Here is a 22,133-nt window from a genome sequence, read left to right as displayed (position 1 = left end):
ATGTGAACGTCCTGGACATCGTGTTGCTGGTCGCGGCGGTTTGGTTCGCGATTGTCGGATACCGGCAGGGATTCGTCGTCGGAATCCTGTCGGTGATCGGCTTCCTCGGCGGCGGCCTCGTCGCGGTCTACCTGCTTCCCTTCCTCTGGGACCAGCTGACCGACGGCTCCGAGGTCAGCTCGACAGCCGCCGTCGTAGCGGTCATCGTCGTGATCGTGTGTGCCTCGGTGGGCCAGGCCTTCACCACCCACCTCGGCAACAAGCTCCGCAGACACATCACCTGGTCGCCCGCCCGCGCCCTGGACGCTTCCGGCGGCGCGCTGGTCAACGTCGTGGCGATGCTGCTGGTCGCCTGGCTGATCGGCTCCGCGCTCGCCGGGACCTCCCTGCCCACGCTGGGCAAGGAGGTCCGTAACTCCAAAGTTCTGCTCGGCGTCTCGCGTGTGATGCCCGAGCAGGCGGACACCTGGTTCACGGACTTCAGCTCGGTCCTCGCGCAGAACGGCTTCCCCCAGGTCTTCAGCCCGTTCTCCAACGAGCCGATCACCGAGGTCCGGGCCCCGGACCCGGCACTGGCGGGCAGCCCCGTCGCCGCCCGCGCCAAGAAGTCCATCGTCAAGGTCGTCGGCACGGCCCAGAGCTGCGGCAAGGTCCTCGAAGGCACCGGCTTCGTCTTCGACAACCGCCGCGTCATGACCAACGCCCACGTCGTCGGCGGCGTCGACGAGCCGACCGTCCAGATAGGCGGCGAGGGCAGGCGGTACGACGCCACGGTGGTGCTCTACGACTGGGAGCGCGACATCGCGGTCCTGGACGTACCGAGCCTTCGGGCGCCCGCGCTCCAGTTCACCGACACCGACGCCCGCAGTGGCGACGACGCGATCGTCGCGGGCTTCCCGGAGAACGGCGCGTACGACGTGCGCTCCGCCCGCGTCCGCGGCCGGATCAACGCCAACGGCCCGGACATCTACCACCGGGGCACGGTCCGCCGTGACGTCTACTCGCTCTTCGCCACGGTCCGTCAGGGCAACTCGGGCGGCCCGCTGCTCACCCCCGACGGCAAGGTGTACGGCGTCGTGTTCGCCAAGTCCCTCGACGACCCCGACACCGGTTACGCCCTGACGGCCGACGAGGTCCGCGAGGACATCCGGCTCGGCCGGGCCGCCAACCAGCAGGTCGACAGCCAGGGATGCGCGCTCTGAGAGGCCTTCACACATGCGTCTGACGATCCTGGGCGGCGGCGGCTTCCGCGTCCCTCTCGTGTACGGGGCGCTGCTGCGCGACCGCGCCGAGGGCCGCGTCACCCACGTCACCCTGCACGACTTGGACCCGGCCCGCCTGACGGCCATCGCCCGGGTCCTCGCCGACCAGGCCGACGGCGTTACGGGTGCGCCGGACGTGCCGTCCGCTCCGTCGGTGAGTGTCACCACCGACCTCGACGAAGCACTGCGCGGCGCCGACTTCGTCTTCTCCGCGATCCGGGTGGGCGGCCTGGAGGGGAGGGCGGCCGACGAGCGCATCGCCCTGGCCGAGGGCGTCCTGGGCCAGGAGACCGTCGGCGCGGGTGGCATTGCGTACGGACTGCGTACGGTCCCGGTGGCCGTCGACATCGCGCGTCGCGTGGCCCGGCTCGCCCCCGACGCCTGGGTCATCAACTTCACCAACCCGGCGGGCCTCGTCACGGAGGCGATGTCCCGCCACCTCGGCGAGCGCGTCATCGGCATCTGCGACTCGCCCGTGGGCCTCGGCCGCCGCGTCGCCCGCGTGCTCGGCGCCGACCCCGCGCGGACGCGCCTCGACTACGTGGGCCTGAACCATCTCGGCTGGCTCCGCGGCCTGTACGCCGACAACGCCCCCGACCACGACTTGCTGCCGGCCTTGTTCGCCGACGAGAGGGCCCTGACCTCATTCGAGGAGGGCAAGCTCTTCGGCGCCGACTGGCTGCGCTCGCTGGGCTCCGTGCCCAATGAGTACCTGCACTACTACTACTTCAACCGCGAGGCGGTCACCGCCTACCGCGAGGCGAAGCAGACCCGCGGCGCCTTCCTCCGCGACCAGCAGGCACGCTTCTACGAGGACATGGCGGACCGCACGTCCGGCGCCCTGGCCGCGTGGGACCGTACGCGCGCCGAGCGGGAAGCGACGTACATGGCGGAGAACCGGGAGGCGGCGGGCGCGGGGGAACGCGCCGCCGACGACCTGGAGTCGGGCGGCTACGAGTACGTCGCGCTGGCTCTGATGCGGGCCATCGCGCGCGACGAGAGCGCCACGCTCATCCTCAATGTCCGCAACGGCGCCACACTCTCCGTGCTCGACGAGGCAGCCGTCATCGAAGTCCCGTGCCTGGTCAATGCGACCGGAGCCCGGCCCGTAACCCCCGTTTCACCGCTGACGGGCCATGAGGCGGGCCTGGTGACCGCCGTCAAGGCCGTCGAGCGGTGCGTACTGGAGGCGGGGGAGAGCGGGTCGGAGCGGGCGGCGGTGAAGGCGTTCGCCCTGCATCCGCTCGTCGACTCCGTCCAGGTGGCGCGGCGGCTGCTGGAGGGCTACCGCAGCGCGCATCCGGGACTCGGCTACCTCAGGCGCGACACTTGCGATACTCAGGATATTCGCGACACCTGAGATGCTCGCGACACCCGAGATGCTCGCGACGCTCAGTCGCGAGGATGACGGAGCCGCGCCGAGACCCAGCGGGCCCGGCGGCGGAGAATGCGTGGAATGCCCATCGCCCGGGAAGGCGGGCCGTGGCCCTGATCCTGCGGACCGCCCCCTTCGTGGGTGCTCAGCGCTGTGGCGGAGCGGCGGTTGCGTGCTGCGTCACCGTAGTCGTGCGTCCAGCCCATACCCCGACGTTTGCCCGTGCCCCAAGGTCCGTAATCGCTTCGGGGGCGGCCAATTGGCCTATGCGCCAGGCAATTGGCTGTTCGTAGGACAAGCGTTCAACTTTGCTTACTGGTCGGGCTCAGCGGCCGGTCTCACTGGTCGGTCTCACCGGTCGGGTTCGGGATCCTTCAGCCAGTTCACGAGCTCTGTCGAGAACGCCACCGGATCCTCCTCGTGCGGGAAGTGTCCGAGACCGTCGAACAGCCGCCACCGGTACGGCGCTTCGACGTACTCCCCGGAGCCCGCCGCGCTGCGCGTGCGCATCACTGGGTCCAGCGAGCCGTGCAGATGCAGCGTCGGCACCCGCACGGGACGCTTCATGCGCCGGTTGAACTGGATGCCGTCCGGCCGCGCCATCGACCGCACCATCCACCGGTACGGCTCGATCGAGCAGTGCGCCGTCGACGGGATCGACATCGCCCGCCGGTATACGTCGACGTCCTCGTCCTCCGGCAGCCGCGGCCCCGACCAGTCGCGGATCAGCCGTCCCACCAATGCCGAATCGTCCGCGACGAGCTGACGCTCGGGCAGCCACGGACGCTGGAACCCCCAGACGTACGATCCCGCCCGCGACTGCGAGACGTCGGACAGCATCGCCGAGCGCCAGCGCCGCGGATGCGGCATCGAGGACACCGCGAGCCGCCGCACCAGCTTCGGCCGCATCACGGCCGCGGTCCACGCCAGGTAACCGCCCAGGTCGTGCCCGACGAGCGCAGCGTCCGGCTCCCCGAGCGAGCGCACCACGCCGGTGATGTCCAGCGCGAGGTTCGCCGGGTCGTAACCCCGGGGCGTACGGTCGCTGCCGCCCACGCCCCGCAGATCCATCGCGACAGCCCGGAATCCGGCGTCGGCGAGCGCGGTCAGCTGGTGCCGCCACGTCCACCAGAACTGCGGGAAGCCGTGCAGCAGAAGCACCAGCGGCCCGTCACCGGCTTCCACGATGTGGAAGCGCGCGCCATTGGCCGCGACGTCCCGGTGGGTCCATGGACCATCGGGACGTACGACAGAAGCTGGCGTGCCGGAGCCGTTATCAGGGGCGGTCATGAGGTCGAGCGTGCCACAACCTCGCCCTTGACACCGACCTGGCGGGGGTGCGGCTTGACGCTCTGGAGTACGGCGGCGGTCTGCTTGGCCGAAGAGATGGACTTCTCCGGCGGCTTGACCTTCTTGAACTTCGAGACGGCCAGCAGCGCCAGGAGGCCCGCCAGCAGCAGAAACGCTCCGCCCACGATCAGGAACGACCAGGCGAGCCCGAGCCCCAGGTTGTGGATGCCGTACGCCGCGGCGAAGCTCAGCACCGGCAGGGAGAAGAGCGCGAACACCCCCGCGATCCCAATGGCGGTGCCGCCCATGCCGACGCGCTTGACGTCCTGCCGCAGTTCGGCCTTGGCCAGCGCGATCTCGTCGTGGATCAGGCCGGACATTTCGGCGGTCGCCGATGCGACCAACTGGCCGAGGCTGCGGTCGACATTGTCAGCGGTGCGGACGGGGTCGCTCATCGCTCTCTCCCTCTTCTCGTCTGCATCCACATCCACAACCACATGCAGATGGTGGATCTGATGTCAGATCATGCCGGACTGTCGCTGTTGGTGCGTGATGCACCCGCGAGTTCCGCCAGCCGACGGTGCTCTGCGGCCTTTGCCTCGTGGATCGCGGCCATCCGCAGGTGGTACGCGGGCTCATCCTGCTCGTAGATGTCCGGGATGCCGTCGTTGTCCTCGTCGCGCTCCTCCTCCTCGCAGAGCGCGCGGTACCTGCGTACCCGCAACTTGAGCAGGATCCCGGAAAGTACGGCGGCGATCAGCGACCCGATGAGTACGGACGCCTTGACCTGGTCGGTCAGCCCGGCGTCGCCCGCGAAGGCGAGTTCGCCGATGAGCAGCGAGACGGTGAAGCCGATGCCGGCGAGTGAGGCGACGGCGAATACGTCGGGCCAGGCCAGGTCGTCGTTGAGTTCGGCCTTGGTGAAGCGGGCCGCCAGCCACGTACCGCCGAAGATGCCGACCGCCTTGCCGACCACCAGGCCGAGGACGACGCCGAGGGTCTCCGGCCGGGTGAACACCTCGCCGACCGCCTTGCCGGAGACGCTGACACCGGCGGAGAAGAGTGCGAACAGCGGCACGGCGAGGCCGGCCGAGACGGGACGTACGAGGTGCTCGATGTGCTCGCCGGGGGAGTGAGCCTCGCCGTCGTCCTTGGTGCAGCGCAGCATCAGGCCCATCGCGACACCGGCGATGGTGGCGTGGACGCCGCTGTTGTACATCAGGCCCCAGATCACCAGGGCGAGCGGTACGTAGATGTACCAGCCGCGTACGCGCTTGCGCAGCAGCACCCAGAAGACGGCGAGACCCGCGACGGCGCCGCCGAGCGCGGCGAAGTTGAGGTCGCTGGTGAAGAAGACCGCGATGATCAGGATCGCGAAGAGGTCGTCCACGACGGCCAGGGTGAGGAGGAAGGCGCGCAGCGCGGACGGCAGCGAGGTGCCGATGACCGCGAGGACGGCGAGCGCGAAGGCGATGTCGGTGGCGGTGGGGACGGCCCAGCCGTCCATGGATCCGTCGCCGATGACGTTGACCAGGGCGTACACAAGGGCGGGCGCGGCCATGCCGGACAGTGCGGCTATGACGGGGAGGGCGGCGGCTTTCGGGTCGCGCAGTTCACCGGCGACCAGTTCGCGCTTGAGCTCGATGCCGGCGACGAAGAAGAAGACGGCGAGCAGGCCGTCGGCCGCCCAGTGCTGGACGGAGAGGTCGAGGCCGAGCGATGCGGGGCCGATGTGGAAGCTGCGTATCGACTCGTAGCTGTCGCTGAGCGTGGTGTTTGCCCAGATCAGTGCGGCGATCGCGGCCACGAGGAGGAGCACGCCACCGACGGTCTCGGCGCGCAGTGCGTCCGCGAGGAAGGTGCGCTCGGGGAGCGAGAGGCGTCCGAGGAATTTGCGCTCGTGGGACGGGGTGGGCGTGCGGGTGGACGCGGGCACGGGCGAGGACCTCCGGTCGGGTGGGCAGCATGAAGCACGTTGCCGACCAGACTTCCCGGCGCACCTGTCGAGTTTTGACGCGTTCCTGACGCAACCAACACTCTACCGGGGGTACGCAAGGGCATATCCGGCGATCTTCACCATACGAGGAGGAAGGGCACCCGGCGCGCGGAGCCGGATGCCCTTCCTCTGGTTGTGCTTTGGTTGTGCTTTTTGCCCAGGTCAGTCCTCGCTGCCTGCGCTCGGCAGCTTGGTCTGGATCAGGTCCATCACCGAGGAGTCGGTGAGAGTCGTGACGTCGCCCAGCTGGCGGTTCTCAGCGACGTCGCGCAGCAGCCGCCGCATGATCTTGCCAGAGCGTGTCTTGGGCAGCTCGGCCACCGGGAGGATCCGCTTGGGCTTGGCGATCGGGCCGAGGGTGGTGCCGACGTGGTTGCGGAGCTCGGTGACGAGGCCGTCCGACTCGGCGGCCGTACCGCGCAGGATCACGAAGGCGACGATGGCCTGGCCGGTGGTTTCGTCGGCCGCGCCGACGACGGCCGCCTCGGCGATGGAGGGGTGCGAGACGAGGGCCGACTCGACCTCGGTGGTCGAGATGTTGTGGCCGGACACCAGCATCACGTCATCCACCCGGCCGAGCAGCCAGATGTCGCCGTCCTCGTCCTTCTTGGCGCCGTCGCCCGCGAAGTACTTGCCCTCGAAGCGCGACCAGTACGTGTCGATGAAGCGCTGGTCGTCGCCCCAGATCGTACGGAGCATCGACGGCCACGGCTCGGTGAGGACCAGGTAGCCACCGCCGCCGTTTGGTACCTCGTTCGCCTCGTCGTCGACGACGGTGGCGGAGATGCCGGGCAGGGCGCGCTGGGCCGATCCGGGCTTGGTCTCGGTGACGCCGGGCAGCGGCGAGATCATCATCGCGCCCGTCTCGGTCTGCCACCAGGTGTCCACGATCGGCGTCTTGCCGGCGCCGATGTGTTCGCGGTACCAGATCCACGCCTCGGGGTTGATCGGCTCGCCGACCGATCCGAGGACCCGGAGGCTGGACAGGTCGAACTTGGCGGGGATGTCGTCTCCCCACTTCATGAACGTACGGATCGCGGTCGGCGCGGTGTAGAGGATCGTGACGCCGTACTTCTGGATGATTTCCCAGAAGCGGCCCTGGTGCGGGGTGTCGGGCGTGCCCTCGTACATTACCTGCGTCGCGCCGTTGGCCAGCGGCCCGTACACGATGTACGAATGCCCGGTCACCCAGCCGATGTCGGCCGTGCACCAGAAGACGTCGGTCTCCGGCTTGAGGTCGAAGACGGCGTTGTGGGTGTACGCGGCCTGGGTGAGGTATCCGCCGGAAGTGTGCAGGATGCCCTTCGGCTTACCCGTCGTACCGGACGTGTACAGGATGAAGAGCGGCTGCTCGGCCTCGAAGGCCTCCGGAGTGTGCTCGGCGGACTGGCGGGCGACGATGTCGTGCCACCAGACGTCCCGGCCCTCGGTGAAGGCGGTGTCCTGGCCCGTACGCCGGACCACCAGGACATGCTCGACCTGCGGGCACTTGGCGACGGCCTCGTCGATGGCGGGCTTGAGCGCGGACGGCTTGCCGCGCCGGTAGCCGCCGTCGGAGGTGATGACGAGCTTGGCGTCGGCGTCCTGGATGCGGGAGGCGACGGCGTCGGCCGAGAAGCCGCCGAAGACGACCGAGTGGGCGGCGCCGATGCGGGCACAGGCCAGCATCGCCACGACAGCCTCGGGAATCATCGGCAGATAGACGGCGACCCGGTCGCCCTTCTGCACACCCAGCTCGGTCAGGGCGTTCGCGGCACGCGACACCTCGTCCTTGAGCTCGGTGTAGGTGATCGCGCGGCTGTCGCCCGGCTCGCCCTCGAAGTGGATGGCGACGCGGTCGCCGTTGCCGGCCTCGACGTGGCGGTCCACGCAGTTGTACGCGACGTTGAGCTTGCCGTCGGCGAACCATTTCGCGAACGGCGGGTTCGACCAGTCGAGGGTCTCGGTCGGCTCGGTGGCCCAGGTGAGCCGCCGGGCCTGCTCGGCCCAGAAGCCCAGCCTGTCCGCCTCGGCCTGCTCGTACGCCTCCGCCGTGACATTGGCGTTCGCGGCCAGCTCGGCAGGCGGCGCGAAGCGGCGCTCCTCTTTCAAGAGGTTGGCCAGGCTTTCGTTGCTCACGACATCTCCCTTTCCCAGGGCGTCCGGTGTGTCCCGTGCCTAGCTCATCAGTCCCGTGCCCGGGTGACAAGAGCCTTCCGGGAATTGGTTTAGACCTCTGAGCTGCGGCAGGCCGCATTCGAGAGGCCCGGCAGACCGCATCCGAGAGGGCCATACGGTCTCACGTACGGGGGGCCGGTCCGGTTCAGGCGCGCGAATCTTCGAGTGCTGCGGGGCCGATGCGGTCGAAGACCTCGGCCGTTTCGCCGGTCCGGGAGCCGTCCTCCAGCAGATACGCCTGGGCCTCGCCGACATGGAAGTACATGCCGTGCAGTTCGAGCGTGCCCTCGGCGAGCCGCCGCTGCACCGCGTCGTGCATGCGCAGATGCTCCAACTGCTGGACCACATTGGTGAGGCAGAGCTGCTCGATCGCATCGGCCGGCAGCCGTCCGGAGATCCTGGCCCATGAGTGGTGCCTGCTTTTCATCCGCTTCAGGCTGGGCAGTCCGTGCTGGAGCCAGCGCCGCAGCGGTGTCTGAGCGGCGGCCGGAGAATCGGGCGGCGAATCGAGGGGTGTGTCGAGCGGCGTATTGAGCAGGGCCTGCATCGCGCCGCAGCCGGAGTGGCCGCAGATGGTGATGGTCTCCACCTGGAGCACGTCCACGGCGTATTCGATGGCCGCGCCGACCGAGTCGTCCGAACTCTCCGCTCCGGGCGGCGGAACGAGATTGCCCACGTTCCGTACGGTGAAGAGGTCACCGGGGCCGCTGGACGTGATCATGCTCGTGACGAGCCGGGAGTCGGCGCAGGTGATGAAGAGCTGCGAGGGCCGCTGCCCCTCGCGGGCGAGGCGGGACAGCTCTTCGCGCACCAGCGGCGCCGTATTGCGCTGGAATGCGCTGACCCCACTGGCGAGTTGGCCGCTGCCGGGTCGGCCGCCCGGCGTGACGGGCGGGGTGGCCGTGTGGTCGTCGCAGTGGTGGTTGCGCCAGGGTGTCCAAGGCCGGCAGCAGATGTGGGCGGCCGTGGCGGGTCCTGAGAACTTGCCCGAGCGCCCGGCGACCTCGACCCGGCCGCCGTGCGCGACATGCGAGTCCTGCCAGTCCTGGAGCGCTTCGTACGCCGCGTGGTCCATGAAGGACCCGTCCAATTCGACAACCACGTCTGTGCCTTGAGGGACCTGGTTGAGCGTACGGCTCAGGCGGGGAACGGCCAGAAAGGTCAACTGCCCGCGAACCCGCACATGATGGACACCGTCCGGCGTCGTCTCGGTGGTGATGCGTGTCTTGGCCAGCCGGTGCAGCGCGACCCCGACCGCGACTGCGCCGCCGATCGCCACGCCTTCCAGTACGCCCGCGAGCACGACGGCGGCCAGTGTCACGGCGTACACCAGCATTTCGCGGTGGCGCGTCACGGTCCTGAGGTGGGTGATGCTCACCATCTGGATTCCTACGACCATCACCAGCGCGGCCAGGGCGGCCAGTGGGATCAGGTCGAGGACAGGCACGAGCAGCAGGGCCGCGATCACGATCCACAGGCCGTGCAGCATGGTCGAGTGCCGGCTGACTCCGCCCGCCGCCACATTCGCGGCGCTGCGGACGGCGACTCCCGTGACGGGCAGTCCGCCGAGCGCGCCCGAGACGATGTTGGCCGCGCCCTGCCCGGCCAGCTCCCGGTCGAGGTCCGCACGCGGAATCCTGACCGTCGGACGCTTGCGGGCGGCCACCAGCTTGTCGACGGCGACGGCGGACAGCAGGGACTCGACGCTGCCCACCAGGGTGACGGTGAGCACGGCCGCGAGAATGCCCAGAACCGGACCTTCGGGCAGCTCGGGCAGGGCGTGGCTGCGCCAGGACGGCAGGTCGACGCGCGGCAGGCTCAGCCCGGCGAACGCCGCGACGGCGGTGGCGGCGGCCACCGCGGCGAGAGCGGCCGGGATCTTCCGGACCATCCGGCCCGTACGCCCCGGAACGCGTGGCCAGAGCAGCAGGACGGCGACGGTCAGGGCGCTCACAGAGAGCGCGACGGGGTGCAGGTCGGCCAACTGGGCGGGCAGACCCCGGACGTTGTCGACTGCCGAGCTCTGCGGCGTGCCGCCGAGGACGATGTGCAATTGGGCGAGGGCGATGGTGACGCCGATGCCGGCCAGCATGCCGTGCACGATCGCCGGACTGACGGCGAGCGCGGAGCGGGCCACCCGTACGGCGGACAGGGCCAGTTGGGCGACACCGGCGAGGACGGTGATGGCGCACGTGGTGCGCCAGCCGTAGTGCTGGATCAGCTCGGCAGTGACCACTGTTAGCCCGGCGGCGGGCCCGCTGACCTGCAGCGGAGCACCGCCGAACCGGCCGGCCACGATGCCGCCTACGGCGGCGGCGACGAGGCCGGCCTGGAGTGGTGAGCCGGTGGCGAGGGCGATGCCGAGGGATAGCGGCAACGCGATCAGAAAGACGGAGATCGATGCGGACACATCCGCAGTGGTGGGGCAGGCAGGCATGGTTCCCGTCTCCTCCGGGGCAGCGCGGTCGCGGAACGTGGGACGCGGCCGTGGGTCACGGCGTGCAGCGGCGGGATTTCTCAACTCTCGGTAAATGAATCGTAATGCAGAGTAAAGAGCGAAGGGGTGATTTCCGGCGCATATAGGTCAGTCATTCACCCGATCCGGTGATTAAGCATTTTTACCGGCTTGTCACACAATTCCTTCCGCTCGGGCGTGCGAGGTTGGCCGCGCCGTGTCGGCTTCAGCGCAGGAAACCTGAGGGAAGAGGTGGGCGGATGATGGCCGCCACGAAGAGGATCGCCGTCGGCGTCGCCGCCGTCACCATGGCGGGCGGGCTCGCAGCCTGTTCCGGCCTCGGTGCTGGACTCGGTTCAGGATCCGGTGAATCCGGCGAATCCGGTGAACTCGGTAAGGAGCAAGGCGCCTACGGCGCGAAGAAGGAAGGCCCCGCCGCAGCGCCCAAGAGTGCGGTGCGTCTGATCGGCGACGGCTCCACTGCGTACACCGGAACCCAGCCCCATCAGCTCAAGCCCCAGCGCCTGAAGGCGGGTCAGAGACCGCCGCAGTTCGTGGTCTTCTCCTGGGACGGTGCGGGCGAGGACAGCCAGCGGCTCTTCTCCCATTTCCGCAACGTCGGCAAGAAGTACGACGCGACGATGACGTACTTCCTCAGCGGCGTGTATCTGCTGCCGGAGGACAAGAGGCACCTCTACGAACCGCCACAGCACCCGGCGGGCCGGTCCGACATCGGCTTCAACGACGTCGTGGGAATCAGCGACACCGTGGACCAGCTCCGTGGCGCCTGGCTTGAGGGCAACGAGATCGGCACGCACTTCAACGGCCACTTCTGCGGCAAGAACGGTGGCGTCGGCACCTGGTCCAAGGAGGAGTGGAAGAGCGAGATCGCGCAGGCCAAGGCCTTCGTGAAGCGCTGGAAGACCAACGCGGGCCTGAAGAACACCGAGCCCCTGCCGTTCGACTACGACAAGGAGCTGGTCGGCGCCCGCACCCCTTGCCTGGAAGGGCAGCGGAACATGATCCAGGCCGGAAGGGAGCTGGGTTTCCGCTACGACTCCAGCGGCGTCGGCAAGCAGGTGTGGCCGAAGAAGACCGACGGCCTGTGGGACCTGCCGCTGCAGTTGGTACCGGTGCCGGGACGGGCCCTGGAAACGCTCTCGATGGACTACAACTTCATGGTCAACCAGTCGGGAACGGTCAAGGGTGATCCGTCGCAGCACGCGGTCTGGGGCGACCAGATGCGCGACGGACTGCTCCGGGCGTTCGGCCGTTCGTACAACGGAAACCGCGCCCCGCTGATCATCGGCAACCACTTCGAGTCCTGGAACGGCGGCACGTACATGCGCGCCGTCGAGGAGACGATCAAGACGGTCTGCGTGCAGGAGGAGGTGCACTGCGTCTCCTTCAGGCAGCTCGCCGACTGGCTGGACGCGCAGGACCCGGCGGTGCTGGAGAAGATGCGCACCCTGGATGTCGGCCAGGCACCGAAGGAGGGCTGGGCATCATTCCTGACCGCCCAGCCCAAGGTCGCCTCGCCCATGCCCGCGCCTCCCGCTGCCGCTCCTCCCGCCGCCGCCCCGCCCGGGGCCGGCCCGAACGTCGTCGGCCCGCCTGCGGACGCCCACACACAGCTCACCCCCGGTACGGGAGCGACGCACCCGGTCACGCCGGCTGAGGGGCGCTGACCTCCGCGAATCGCTCACTGAGCACGAAGGCGGGGTCGACCTGCGCAGCCAGGTCGGCGCCCGTCTTCGCGTTTCCCCAGCTCTCCGCGTTCTTCAGGTGGAAGTGCACCATCTGGCGCGTGTAGCGCTCCCAATCGCGGTGCGCGTACGAGTCCTCCGCTGCGTTCTGCAGCGCCTGGAGGGCCAGGCGATTGTCCGCCTCCAGCAGCTCGAAGCGGGACGGGCGGCCCTTCTCCATCGCACGGACCCACTCCGATGCCCCGACGGTGATGAGGAGGTCGTCGCCCACCTCCTCGCGCAGGAAGTCGATGTCGTCCTGACCGTGCACCTTGTTGCCGACGACCTTGAGGGATACGCCGTAGTCCCGGGCGTACTCCTTGTACTGGCGGTAGACGGACACGCCCTTGCGGGTCGGCTCCGCCACCAGGAACGTCATGTCGAAGCGGGTGAACATGCCGGAGGCGAAGGAGTCGGATCCGGCCGTCATGTCCACCACGACGTACTCTTCGGGGCCGTCGACGAGGTGGTTGAGGCACAGCTCGACCGCCCCCACCTTGGAGTGGTAACAGGCGACGCCCAGGTCGGACTCGGTAAAGGGGCCGGTGGCCATCAGCCGGATCCGGCCGTCGTCGAGCTCCACGGTGCGGGCGCACGCGTCGTACACCGGGTTGTCCTCGGTCACGCGCAGAAGGCGCGAACCCTCGCCGGGCGGCGTCGTCTTGATCATCGTCTCGGCGGACGTGATCCGCGGGTTGGTGCCGCGCAGGTAGTTCTTGATCAGGGGAAGGTGCGCGCCCATCGCGGGCAGCTCCGCGGCCTCCGTCTCGTCGAGACCGAGGGCGGCACCCAGGTGCTGGTTGATGTCGGCATCCACGGCTACGACCGGGGCCTCGTTGGCGGTGAGGTGGCGGATGAACAGCGAAGACAGCGTGGTCTTGCCGCTGCCGCCCTTACCCACGAAAGCGATCTTCATGTTCACCAAGGGTAATCGCATGATCGCGAGCCGTGCGCGCAGTGAGTGAAGAAGACCACTCCAAGGTGGGGCGGGTGGTAATGCTGCGTAGGCTCCTTACTTATGAGTACGACACCTGATCCACTCGCGGCGCTGGGCGAACTTCCTGGCGTACCCGAGGCCGTGGACTCCGTACGCAAGGCCGTGGACCGGGTCTACGGACACCGCGTCATGCGGCGTCGCAGCAACGAGATCACCGCAGAGGCGGCGCTGCGCGGGGCGCGCGGCTCGGCGGCGCTCGCGGGCGCGGACTGGGCCCTGGAGGAGGTGCGGCGGCGTACCGACTTCAGCGTTGACGACGAGTCGCGCGTCGTCGGCGCTGCGCTGCGGCTGACCGCGGAGGCCGGCCAGCTGCTTTCCATCTGGCGTCAGTCGCCGCTGCGCGTGCTGGCCAGGCTGCATCTGGTGGCGGCGGGCGGCGCGGGGATTTCGGACGACCTGGTCGGTAGGCCGAGGCTCGCGGGGGAGCCGGTGGACGAGCCGCTCATCGAACTTCCGCTGCCGGGTGCGGACGAAGTGGCGGGCCGGCTCGAAGGGCTCTCTGAGCTGATCATCGCGGGCGGCTCGGCACCGGCGCTGGTGACGGCGGCGGTGGTGCACGGCGAACTGCTCGCACTACGCCCGTTCGGCTCGCACAACGGCCTGGTGGCACGCACCGCGGAGCGGATCGTGCTGATCGGCAGTGGGCTCGACCCGAAGTCCGTGTGTCCGTCGGAGGTGGGACACGGAGAGCTGGGGCGGGCGGCGTATGCCGCTGCGCTGGACGGCTATGCGTCGGGTACGCCGGAGGGTGTGGCGGCGTGGATCGTGCACTGCGGGCGGGCGGCGGAACTGGGCGCCAGGGAATCGACGGCCGTGTGCGAGGCGCTCCAGCGCGGGGCTGCCTGAATTTCCCGCGTACGCCTGTCTGCGTACTCAATGCGCGCTTGTACAAGTGCCCGTACAAAGGGTTGCGGCGGTACCAATGGGTGGTACCGCCGCTGGCACGTCCGCCGGGTTACCAAGCGTCCTCGATTTTTGCCCATCAGGTCGGGAACTTTGCCCGTCACCTGGTGCAGCTGGCCCGTAATCGACGGGTCGACGTCGCGTGGGTGCTCGGCTTTCATGCTCGGTCCGTGGGGCCTTCTTGCGTTAAAAGGTGATCCTCTCGGATGTCCTTGGTCTCGCGGGCCGTGAATCCTTTCTACTCCAGTGGCGGCATAAGTGAAACCCCTGGCGCTGCTTCTTTACTTTTAGATTCAAATGCGGGCAAAAACTCCACGTCGGGGGCGGGGTAGGCGGCCGGGCCTGCGGCTCACGTACCAGACCAGACCCGCGGTGGCGGCGGCCGCGCCCACCGCGGCTGCCGCGACGAGCGCCGGCCGGGGCGGCATGGAGAAGGCGGGCAGCCGCTGCTTGAGGCGGACGGGACGGTTGAAGACGAGAATCGGCCACTCGCGTGCGAGCGCCTCGCGGCGCAGGGCCCGGTCCGGGTTGACCGCGTAGGGATGGCCGACCGACTCGAGCATCGGGATGTCGGTGGCCGAGTCGCTGTACGCGTAACAGCGCGACAGGTCGTAGCCCTCCGACTCGGCGAGTTCCCTGATGGCCTCGGCCTTGGTGGGGCCGTAGGCGTAGTACTCGATCTCGCCCGTGAAGCAGCCGTCGTCGCCGACGACCATCCGGGTTGCGACCACACGGTCGGCGCCGAGGAGCTCCCCGATCGGCTCGACGACCTCGGCTCCGGAGGTGGAGACGATCACGACGTCGCGGCCGGCGGTGTGGTGTTCCTCAATGAGGGAGGCCGCCTCGTCGTAGATGATCGGGTCGATCAGGTCATGCAGCGTCTCGGCGACGATCTCCCGGACCTGCTGGACGTTCCAGCCCTTGCAGAGCGCCGAGAGGTACTCGCGCATCCGCTCCATCTGGTCGTGGTCGGCGCCTCCTGCGAGGAAGACGAACTGGGTGTACGCGGTGCGCAGAACCGCGCCCCGACTGATCAGTCCACCTTGGTAGAAGGACTTGCTGAAGGTCAGCGTGCTCGACTTCGCAATGACGGTCTTGTCGAGGTCGAAGAAGGCGGCTGTTCGCGGCAAGGAGTGGTTTTCCACGAGGCGAGCATATGCGCCCACCATTCGGCGTACGCTGTGGCGCGTGGGTTTGCCTGAGAAGGCTCTCGGGTACACCATGGAAGTCACGGATCGTTCGCGACCGTGCTACCCCGGTCCGACTCCTCCCCCCCCGAGTCGGCCGTGGAGACGACCCCCGCTCTCCCCCCCGGCGGGGGTCGTCGCATGTCCGGACGCGTTTTGATCCTTCGGTTCTGATCATTTCTCCCCTTTGTGGACCTTGTCGCGTCGGCCTTCCACTCATGAGACTCGTCACGCTGTGTAGTTGTTCCGCAGCTCTCCGGAAGTCACTGGTATAGGTGAACGGGATATTCACAAGTGATGAGTTGTCCCCAGTTTTTCAGCAAGATCCACACGATTTTCCTGATCCCCCCACGGTGATTCCGTCCGCGAAGTTCGCGGACAGGAGGAATCGGAGTGAGAGGGGGCGGAGATCGTGGCTGTATCAACTACTTCCGACGGACTGCCGACCGGCGAAGGGCGCCAGGGCGGACCGCTGATCGTCACAGAGGACGTCGACCTGCTCGACGATCTGCTGCGGCTGTGCGCCGCGGCCGGCGCCGAGCCGGAAGTCCACCACGCGGTGCCGGAGCGCAGGGGCAGCTGGGAGGGTGCCCCGCTGATCCTGGTCGGCGACGACGCGGCCGACCGGGTGCGCGGGGCAGTGATCGGGCGCGGGGCCGCCCGCAGGCGCGGAGTGATGCTGGTGGGCAAGGACCAGGACGACCCCGACGTCTGGCGACGAGCGGTCGAGATCGGCGCCGACCATGTGCTGCGGCTGCCCGACGCCGAGTCCTGGCTGGTCGAGCGCATCGCCGACGTGGCGGAGGGCGTGGGGCGGCAGGCGCTGACCGTGGGGGTGCTCGGTGGCCGGGGCGGGGCCGGGGCTTCGACGCTGGCGTGCGCGCTGGCGGTGGGAGCGGCTCGCGCCGGGCAGCGCACGATGCTCATCGACGGTGATCCGCTGGGCGGCGGTCTCGATGTGCTGCTCGGCGGAGAGGCCGTGGAAGGCATGCGGTGGCCGGATTTCGCCGAGTCCAGGGGGCGCGTCGGCAGCGGCGCCCTCGAAGAGTCGCTGCCCGAGCTTCATGCGCTGCGCGTGCTGAGCTGGGACCGCGGTGACCGTGTGGTCATTCCGCCGGAGGCCATGCGGGCGGTGCTGGCCGCCGCCAGGCGGAGCGGCGGGGTGGTGGTCGTGGATCTGCCGCGCCGGGTCGACGAGGCTGTGGCCGAGGCGCTGGCTCAGTTGGATCTCGGGCTTCTCGTGGTGCCCGCGGAGCTGCGGGCCGTCGCAGCCGCGAGCCGGGTGGCGTCGACCGCGGGCATGGTCCTGAAGGACCTGCGGGCGGTGGTGCGCGGGCCGTACGCCGCGGGGCTCGACGAGGAGTCGGTGGCCCGGCTGCTGGGGCTTCCGCTGGCCGGTGAACTGCCGGTGGAGCCAGGACTGCTGGAGGCGCAGGCGGTCGGGACGCCCCCGGGCGGGAGTGCACGCGGGCCGCTGGCCCGGTTCTGCACGGCGTTCTGGGAGCAGGCGCTGGCCGGGGGCGGTGTCTCATGAGCGCGGAGCTTCTCGACGCCGTGCGGCAGCGGCTCGCGGAGAGCGGGGCCGAGCCGACGCCGGCCAGGGTGGCTGCCGCGTTGCGGGCCCAGGGGCGTCTCCTCGGGGACGCGGAAGTGCTGGGTGCGGCCGAGGAGTTGCGCTGCGAGCTGGTGGGGACGGGGGTGCTGGAATCGCTGCTCGCGGATCCTTCGGTGACGGATGTGCTGGTGTCCGCACCCGACCGGGTGTGGGTGGACCGGGGCGGTGGTCTTGAGCTCACCCGGGTTTCCTTCCCGGACGCGGCGGCGGTGCGCAGGCTGGCACAGCGGCTCGCGGCGGTTGCGGGGCGGCGGCTGGACGATGCGAGGCCGTGGGTGGATGCGCGGTTGCCGGACGGGACACGCATGCATGCGGTGCTGCCGCCTGTGGCGGTCGGTTCGACGTGCCTGTCGTTGCGGGTGGTGCGGCCGAAGGCGTTCTCGCTGGAGGAGCTGGTCGCGGCGGGGACGGTGCCGCCCGGCGGCGACCGGGTACTGCGGGCGCTGATCGAAGCCAGGCTCTCGTATCTGATCAGCGGGGGCACGGGCACAGGGAAGACCACGCTGCTTTCGACGCTGCTGGGACTGGTCGGGGAGGGCGAGCGGATCGTACTGGCCGAGGACTCGGCGGAGTTGAAGCCCGACCATCCGCATGTGGTGCGGCTGGAGTCGCGGCCCGCGAACCAGGAGGGTGCGGGTCAGGTCACGCTGCAGGACTTGGTGCGGCAGGCGTTGCGGATGCGGCCCGACCGGCTGGTGGTCGGCGAGGTGCGAGGTGCGGAGGTAGCCGTGCTCCTGGCGGCTCTCAACACCGGGCACGAGGGTGGCTGCGGGACTGTGCATGCCAATGCGGCGGCGGATGTTCCGGCGCGTCTTGAGGCGCTCGGTGCGGCTGCGGGGCTCGACCGGGCGGCACTGCACAGTCAGTTGGCCGCGGCGCTGTCGGTGGTGGTCCATCTCGTACGGACCCGGGGCGGACTGCGGCGGGTCGCGGAGGTCCATGTCCTGGAGCGGGATGCGGCGGGCCTTGTGGTGACGGTGCCGGCGCTCCGGTGGGGTGCGGACGCCTTTTCGTACGAGCGCGGATGGACCCGGCTCCGGGCGTTGATCGGGGGTGCGTTGTGACGGGGGCCGGAGTGGGGCCCGTGTGTGCGGCGGCGGTCTGTGCGGGGGCTGCGGCCTGGCTGATCGGAGGGCGGGACGGGGACCTGCGGCGGGCGCGGCTGATGCTCGCGGGCGGTGCGGTGGACCCGGAGACCTCGCCGGCGCTGTGGGAGCGGCTGTTGCCGACGGTGCGCGGGCGGCTGGGGCGGGAGTGGCTGTGTGTGCCGGTGGCGGTGCTGCTCGCCGTACTGGCGGCGTCGGTGCTGCCGTTGGCCATGGGCGCGGTGGCGGTACCGCTGGTGCGGCGCAGGCTCGAGCGGAACCGGGGCTCCAGGCCGGGCTTCCGCCCCTTCGAAGGCGCCGGTTCGTCCACCAGCCAGTGAAGAAACCGAGCCAGCGCGGGCAGCCCTGGCTTCTTCCAGTCCAAACCGTGCGTCGCGCAGTACGACAAGTACAACGCAACCCGTCCCGCATAGGTCCGTTGCGTGTTGACCGATCGGTCCACCCTCCGCAGCGAAGCCAGGAAGGCGCATGCCTCCATGTGCAACTCATAGGCAGCCGAGATCACCACCCATCGAACCGCTTCCGTCGCGGGGTCCACCGCCCGCTCCGCTGTGTACGGCGGGGCTATTTCTTCATACGTAACAGATGTGTCAGACACCTAGCAGATACCTCTCAGGGACTAAGGGAAAGATGCTCAGCACTCATGTGCCAGAGATCTATACAGGACTAGAGATAACGATCGCGGCGTGTGCCTTCGCGGCGGTTCTCTACAAGGTCATCACGAGCGACATGGTCGCGTCGGCGCTGGAGTCGGTCGTTGGAAAGGCACTCGATGTGCCGTTCTGAGGCCGGTGCGGACAGGGGCTACGTCACGGCGGAGGCGGCAGTTGTGGTGCCGGCACTGGTGCTCTTCACCATGGCGCTGGTCTGGGCACTGCTGGCGACCTCCGCGCAGATCCAGTGCGTGGACGCCGCGCGGGCCGGGGCCAGAGCGGCCGCGCGCCAGGAGCCGGTGGGTGCGTCCGTGGAGGCGGCCGAGCAGGCGGCGCCGCGCGGGGCGCATGTCGTGATCAACAGGGAGGGAGATCTGGTGCGGGTGGCGGTCGAGGCGCCCGCACCCGGGCTCGGCGCGCTGTCGCTGACGCTGCGGGCGGAGGCGGTCGCGCAGGCTGAGGAGACCGTGGGGGCGGCGTCATGAGCGGTGGGTGGAAGACCGGAAGGAAGCCGGGCAGGACGAGAGAGACGGGCGACCGAGGGTCGGCCACTGTGTGGGCGGTCGTGGCCATGGCTGTGCTGGGCGCGGTGTTCGCCGGGCTCCTGGCCATGGGGCAGGCGGTGGTGGCCCGGCACCGGGCAGGCGGCGCCGCGGACCTGGCAGCGCTGGCGGCGGCGGGGCACTGGATGCGGGGAGAGTCCGCGGCCTGCGGCGAGGCGGACGAGGTGGCTGCTGCTCAAGACGTGCGGCTGGTGAGCTGTTCCGTGTACAGGGAGGTGTCGGACGTCACGGCAGAGGCAGGCGTAGGGCCGTACAGCGTGGCGGTGAGGGCGCGCGCGGGCCCCGCCGGACCCGTGGCCGCAGGGCTCACTCCGCAGGTCTCTCAGGGGCCTCAGGGGGCTTCGGGGCTCCCTTGAGGAGTACGGAGAGCACCCGGACGGCGGCTCGCTTGTTCAGGGGGTCGTTGCCGTTGCCGCACTTGGGGGACTGGATGCAGGACGGGCAGCCTGCCTCGCACTCGCAGGAGGAGATGGCTTCACGGGTGGCGGTCAGCCACTCGCGGGCTGTGTGAAACGCCCGCTCCGCGAATCCTGCGCCACCCGGGTGGCCGTCGTACACGAACACCGTGGGCAGCAGGGTGTCCGGGTGCAGCGGGACGGAGACGCCGCCGATGTCCCAGCGGTCGCAGGTGGCGAAGAGCGGCAGCATCCCGATGGAGGCGTGCTCGGCGGCGTGCAGGGCGCCGCCCAGCTGCTCGGGGTCGACGCGGGCGGCGTCGAGCTGGTCCTCGGTGACCGTCCACCACACGGCGCGGGTCCGGAGCGTACGGGGAGGGAGGTCGAGTTTTGTCTCGCCCAGCACTTCGCCAGTGATCAGTTTTCGGCGCAGGAAGGAGACGACCTGGTTGGTGACCTCGACGGAGCCGAAGCAGAGGCGGCCTTCGCCCCACGGGATCTCGGTGTCGGTCTCCAGGACGGAGATGGCGGTGGTGTCCCGGGCGGTGGTCGAGTACGGCGGGTTGGCCTCCTCGACCAGGGCCACAGGGCCGTGGGGGTCCTCGAGGTCCAGGTGCTGCACCAGATAGGTGCGGCCCTGGTGGAGGTGGACGGCGCCGTCGTGGACGGAGGCGTGTGCGGCGGAGGCGTCGACCGTGCCGAGCAGCCGGCCGGTAGCGGCCTCGACGATCTGGACGGGACGGCCGCCCTCGCCCCGGATGTCGGTGAGGTCGGCGGCCCGCTCCCGGCGGGTCCAGTACCAGGACTTGCCCCGGTGGCGGAGCAGGTTGGCGGCCTCTAGCTGCGGCATCAGGTCGGCGGCGGCAGGGCCGAAGAGTTCCATGTCGGCATCGGTGAGCGGAATCTCGGCGGCGGCGGCGCACAGATGGGGGGCGAGGATGTAGGGATTGTCGGGATCGAGGACGGTGGACTCCACCGGCTGCTGGAAGAGCGCCTCGGGGTGGTGGACGAGATACGTGTCCAGGGGGTCGTCGCGGGCGACGAGGACCGCCAGGGCGCCCTCGCCCGACCGGCCCGCCCGCCCCGCCTGCTGCCACAGGGAGGCCCGGGTGCCGGGATATCCGGCGATGACTACGGCGTCCAGGCCCGAGACGTCGATCCCCAGTTCGAGTGCGGTAGTGGCGGCGAGGCCGAGGAGCTCGCCGGAGTGCAGGGCGCGTTCCAGGGCGCGGCGCTCCTCGGGGAGGTAGCCGCCACGGTAGGCCGCGACTCGTTGCGGGAGCGAGCGGTCCACCGCGGCCAGGCGTTCCTGGGCGATGAGGGCGATCAGCTCGGCGCCGCGCCGGGAGCGTACGAAAGCGACCGACCTGACGCCCTGCACGGTGAGGTCGGTGAGGAGGTCGGCGGTTTCGGCCGTGGCCGTACGGCGTACGGGCGCGCCCTTCTCGCCCTGCAGCTCGGTGAGCGGCGGCTCCCAGAGGGCGAAGACCAGCTCGCCGCGAGGGGAGGCGTCGTCGGCCACCTCCCGGACGGGGAGGCCGGTGAGGCGGCCGGCGGCCACGGCGGGTTCCGCCGAGGTCGCGGAGGCGAGGAGGAAGACGGGGTTCGCGCCGTAGCGGGCGCACAGGCGGCGAAGGCGGCGCAGCACTTGGGCGACGTGCGAGCCGAAGACGCCGCGGTAGGTGTGGCACTCGTCGATGACGACGTAGCGCAGGGCGCGCAGGAAGGAGGCCCAGCGGGGGTGGGAGGGGAGTATTCCGCGGTGCAGCATGTCGGGGTTGGTCAGGACGTAGTTGGCGTACTGACGCACCCATTCGCGCTCTTCCACCGGCGTGTCGCCGTCGTAGACCGCGGGCCGGACTGCGTTGCCCAGAGGCCCCGCCAGGGCCTTCACGGAGCGGCGCTGGTCGGCGGCGAGGGCCTTGGTGGGGGCGAGGTAGAGGGCGGTCGTGCCGCGCCCGTTCGGGGCCTCGGAGCCGTCGAGGAGGGCGGTGAGGACGGGGGCCAGATAGGCGAGGGACTTGCCGGACGCCGTGCCGGTGGCGATCACGACGGATTCTCCGTCCAGGGCATGCTCCGCGGCCTGCGCCTGGTGGGTCCAGGGGTGCTCGATCCCGGCGGACTGGATGGCCGCGATCACTTCTGTTCGGATGCGATCGGGCCAGACTGCATGGCGACCGGCACGCGGGGGCAAGTGCTCCGTATGAGTGATGCGCGTAGCCCGGCTCTCCCCCGCGGTGAGCCGGTCGAGGACTGCACCCGGAGAGGGGCGCGCACCAGCGCTCTCCTGAGGTCTACTGGGACGGAGTTTCTTGGCCATCGGCACCGAGTGTGTCACTGGCTTGACGGACAATGGTCGCAAGGCGTCGTGCATGCCTGCTGGTAAGTGATTGAATGCCATCGCGGCTGGCGTTCCGTCCTCTGGCTCCGCCGG

18 protein-coding genes and 1 pseudogene are annotated in these 22,133 nt (G+C 69.7%); 10 read left to right on the top strand and 9 right to left on the bottom strand.

Translation table 11 applies throughout. The features are described from left to right. Nucleotides 1-2 precede the first annotated feature (2 nt). Together J7I98_RS14375 and J7I98_RS14370 are read left to right on the top strand one after the other, a co-directional pair. The gene (locus tag J7I98_RS14375) at nucleotides 3-1,202 is read left to right on the top strand and encodes a MarP family serine protease (RefSeq protein ID WP_214921046.1); all 1,200 of its coding nucleotides are present in this window, start codon (nucleotides 3-5) and stop codon (nucleotides 1,200-1,202) included. A gap of 13 nt (nucleotides 1,203-1,215) precedes the next feature. Further along, on the top strand, nucleotides 1,216-2,622 hold the full coding sequence (locus tag J7I98_RS14370) for a 6-phospho-beta-glucosidase (RefSeq protein ID WP_214921045.1): 1,407 nt from the start codon (nucleotides 1,216-1,218) through the stop codon (nucleotides 2,620-2,622). A gap of 32 nt (nucleotides 2,623-2,654) precedes the next feature. Here J7I98_RS14370 and J7I98_RS41010 read toward each other — a convergent pair whose 3' ends face one another. From J7I98_RS41010 to J7I98_RS14345, 6 genes are all read right to left on the bottom strand, one after another. Continuing rightward, on the bottom strand, nucleotides 2,655-2,843 hold the full coding sequence (locus J7I98_RS41010; RefSeq protein ID WP_251020581.1) for a hypothetical protein: 189 nt from the start codon (nucleotides 2,841-2,843) through the stop codon (nucleotides 2,655-2,657). Nucleotides 2,844-2,988: 145 nt separating this feature from the next. Next, complete coding sequence (locus J7I98_RS14365; RefSeq protein ID WP_214921044.1) at nucleotides 2,989-3,927, bottom strand: alpha/beta fold hydrolase; 939 nt, start codon at nucleotides 3,925-3,927, stop codon at nucleotides 2,989-2,991. Continuing rightward, on the bottom strand, nucleotides 3,924-4,382 hold the full coding sequence (locus tag J7I98_RS14360) for a phage holin family protein (RefSeq protein WP_214921043.1): 459 nt from the start codon (nucleotides 4,380-4,382) through the stop codon (nucleotides 3,924-3,926). Before J7I98_RS14360 ends, J7I98_RS14365 begins: the two co-directional genes overlap by 4 nt. Nucleotides 4,383-4,450: 68 nt before the next feature. Beyond that, nucleotides 4,451-5,863 carry a Na+/H+ antiporter NhaA gene (gene nhaA / locus J7I98_RS14355; RefSeq protein ID WP_214921042.1) on the bottom strand — a complete coding sequence of 471 codons (1,413 nt, stop codon included), beginning with the start codon at nucleotides 5,861-5,863 and terminating at the stop codon, nucleotides 4,451-4,453. A 222-nt stretch (nucleotides 5,864-6,085) separates the two neighbouring features. Continuing rightward, nucleotides 6,086-8,041 (bottom strand): acetate--CoA ligase, encoded by a 1,956-nt coding sequence (gene acs / locus J7I98_RS14350; RefSeq protein ID WP_214921041.1) that lies wholly within the window; start codon nucleotides 8,039-8,041, stop codon nucleotides 6,086-6,088. A gap of 184 nt (nucleotides 8,042-8,225) precedes the next feature. Further along, the gene (locus J7I98_RS14345; RefSeq protein WP_214921040.1) at nucleotides 8,226-10,517 is read right to left on the bottom strand and encodes a bifunctional SulP family inorganic anion transporter/carbonic anhydrase; all 2,292 of its coding nucleotides are present in this window, start codon (nucleotides 10,515-10,517) and stop codon (nucleotides 8,226-8,228) included. Nucleotides 10,518-10,795: 278 nt separating this feature from the next. Between J7I98_RS14345 and J7I98_RS14340 the strand changes: the two genes are divergently transcribed. Beyond that, nucleotides 10,796-12,223, top strand: coding sequence for a hypothetical protein (locus J7I98_RS14340; protein ID WP_251020580.1), 1,428 nt, complete (start codon nucleotides 10,796-10,798; stop codon nucleotides 12,221-12,223). Here J7I98_RS14340 and J7I98_RS14335 read toward each other — a convergent pair. After that, nucleotides 12,201-13,202, bottom strand: a complete 1,002-nt coding sequence (locus J7I98_RS14335) for an ATP-binding protein (protein WP_214921109.1) — start codon at nucleotides 13,200-13,202, stop codon at nucleotides 12,201-12,203. The two genes, J7I98_RS14340 and J7I98_RS14335, sit on opposite strands and share 23 nt — an antisense overlap. Nucleotides 13,203-13,298: 96 nt before the next feature. Here J7I98_RS14335 and J7I98_RS14330 point away from each other — a divergent pair, with 96 nt between their 5' ends. Continuing rightward, nucleotides 13,299-14,123 carry an oxidoreductase gene (locus J7I98_RS14330; protein WP_214921039.1) on the top strand — a complete coding sequence of 275 codons (825 nt, stop codon included), beginning with the start codon at nucleotides 13,299-13,301 and terminating at the stop codon, nucleotides 14,121-14,123. A 350-nt stretch (nucleotides 14,124-14,473) separates the two neighbouring features. Here the strand turns inward: J7I98_RS14330 and J7I98_RS14325 are convergent, their stop codons facing one another. Further along, complete coding sequence (locus tag J7I98_RS14325) at nucleotides 14,474-15,349, bottom strand: HAD family phosphatase (RefSeq protein WP_214921038.1); 876 nt, start codon at nucleotides 15,347-15,349, stop codon at nucleotides 14,474-14,476. A 430-nt stretch (nucleotides 15,350-15,779) separates the two neighbouring features. Here J7I98_RS14325 and ssd point away from each other — a divergent pair, with 430 nt between their 5' ends. The 6 genes and pseudogenes from ssd to J7I98_RS14295 all read left to right on the top strand — a co-directional run bounded on the left by ssd (nucleotide 15,780) and on the right by J7I98_RS14295 (nucleotide 19,660). Further along, nucleotides 15,780-16,901: a septum site-determining protein Ssd gene (ssd, locus tag J7I98_RS14320; protein WP_214921037.1), complete on the top strand. Its 1,122-nt coding sequence runs from the start codon at nucleotides 15,780-15,782 to the stop codon at nucleotides 16,899-16,901. Next, nucleotides 16,898-18,046 (top strand): TadA family conjugal transfer-associated ATPase, encoded by a 1,149-nt coding sequence (locus tag J7I98_RS14315; RefSeq protein ID WP_214921036.1) that lies wholly within the window; start codon nucleotides 16,898-16,900, stop codon nucleotides 18,044-18,046. The genes ssd and J7I98_RS14315 overlap by 4 nt, the downstream gene beginning before the upstream one ends. Before the next feature lie 20 nt (nucleotides 18,047-18,066). Then, nucleotides 18,067-18,408 (top strand): hypothetical protein, encoded by a 342-nt coding sequence (locus J7I98_RS14310; protein WP_214921035.1) that lies wholly within the window; start codon nucleotides 18,067-18,069, stop codon nucleotides 18,406-18,408. Between the two features lie 355 nt (nucleotides 18,409-18,763). Beyond that, nucleotides 18,764-18,874: pseudogene (locus tag J7I98_RS41005) on the top strand (DUF4244 domain-containing protein); the annotation flags it as partial. Continuing rightward, on the top strand, nucleotides 18,861-19,226 hold the full coding sequence (locus J7I98_RS14300) for a TadE family type IV pilus minor pilin (protein WP_214921033.1): 366 nt from the start codon (nucleotides 18,861-18,863) through the stop codon (nucleotides 19,224-19,226). The pseudogene J7I98_RS41005 and the gene J7I98_RS14300, both read left to right, overlap by 14 nt. After that, complete coding sequence (locus J7I98_RS14295; RefSeq protein ID WP_214921032.1) at nucleotides 19,223-19,660, top strand: Rv3654c family TadE-like protein; 438 nt, start codon at nucleotides 19,223-19,225, stop codon at nucleotides 19,658-19,660. Before J7I98_RS14300 ends, J7I98_RS14295 begins: the two co-directional genes overlap by 4 nt. Here the strand turns inward: J7I98_RS14295 and J7I98_RS14290 are convergent. Then, nucleotides 19,611-22,100: a DEAD/DEAH box helicase gene (locus J7I98_RS14290; RefSeq protein ID WP_214921031.1), complete on the bottom strand. Its 2,490-nt coding sequence runs from the start codon at nucleotides 22,098-22,100 to the stop codon at nucleotides 19,611-19,613. The genes J7I98_RS14295 and J7I98_RS14290 overlap by 50 nt on opposite strands. Nucleotides 22,101-22,133: the final 33 nt, after the last annotated feature.

It is taken from the genome of Streptomyces sp. ISL-98, from assembly GCF_018614055.1.
In the GTDB taxonomy this organism is placed as follows: domain Bacteria; phylum Actinomycetota; class Actinomycetes; order Streptomycetales; family Streptomycetaceae; genus Streptomyces; species Streptomyces spiramyceticus.
The sequence above is the reverse complement of the archived record's forward strand: the minus strand, read 5'-3'. Positions and strand labels throughout refer to the sequence as shown.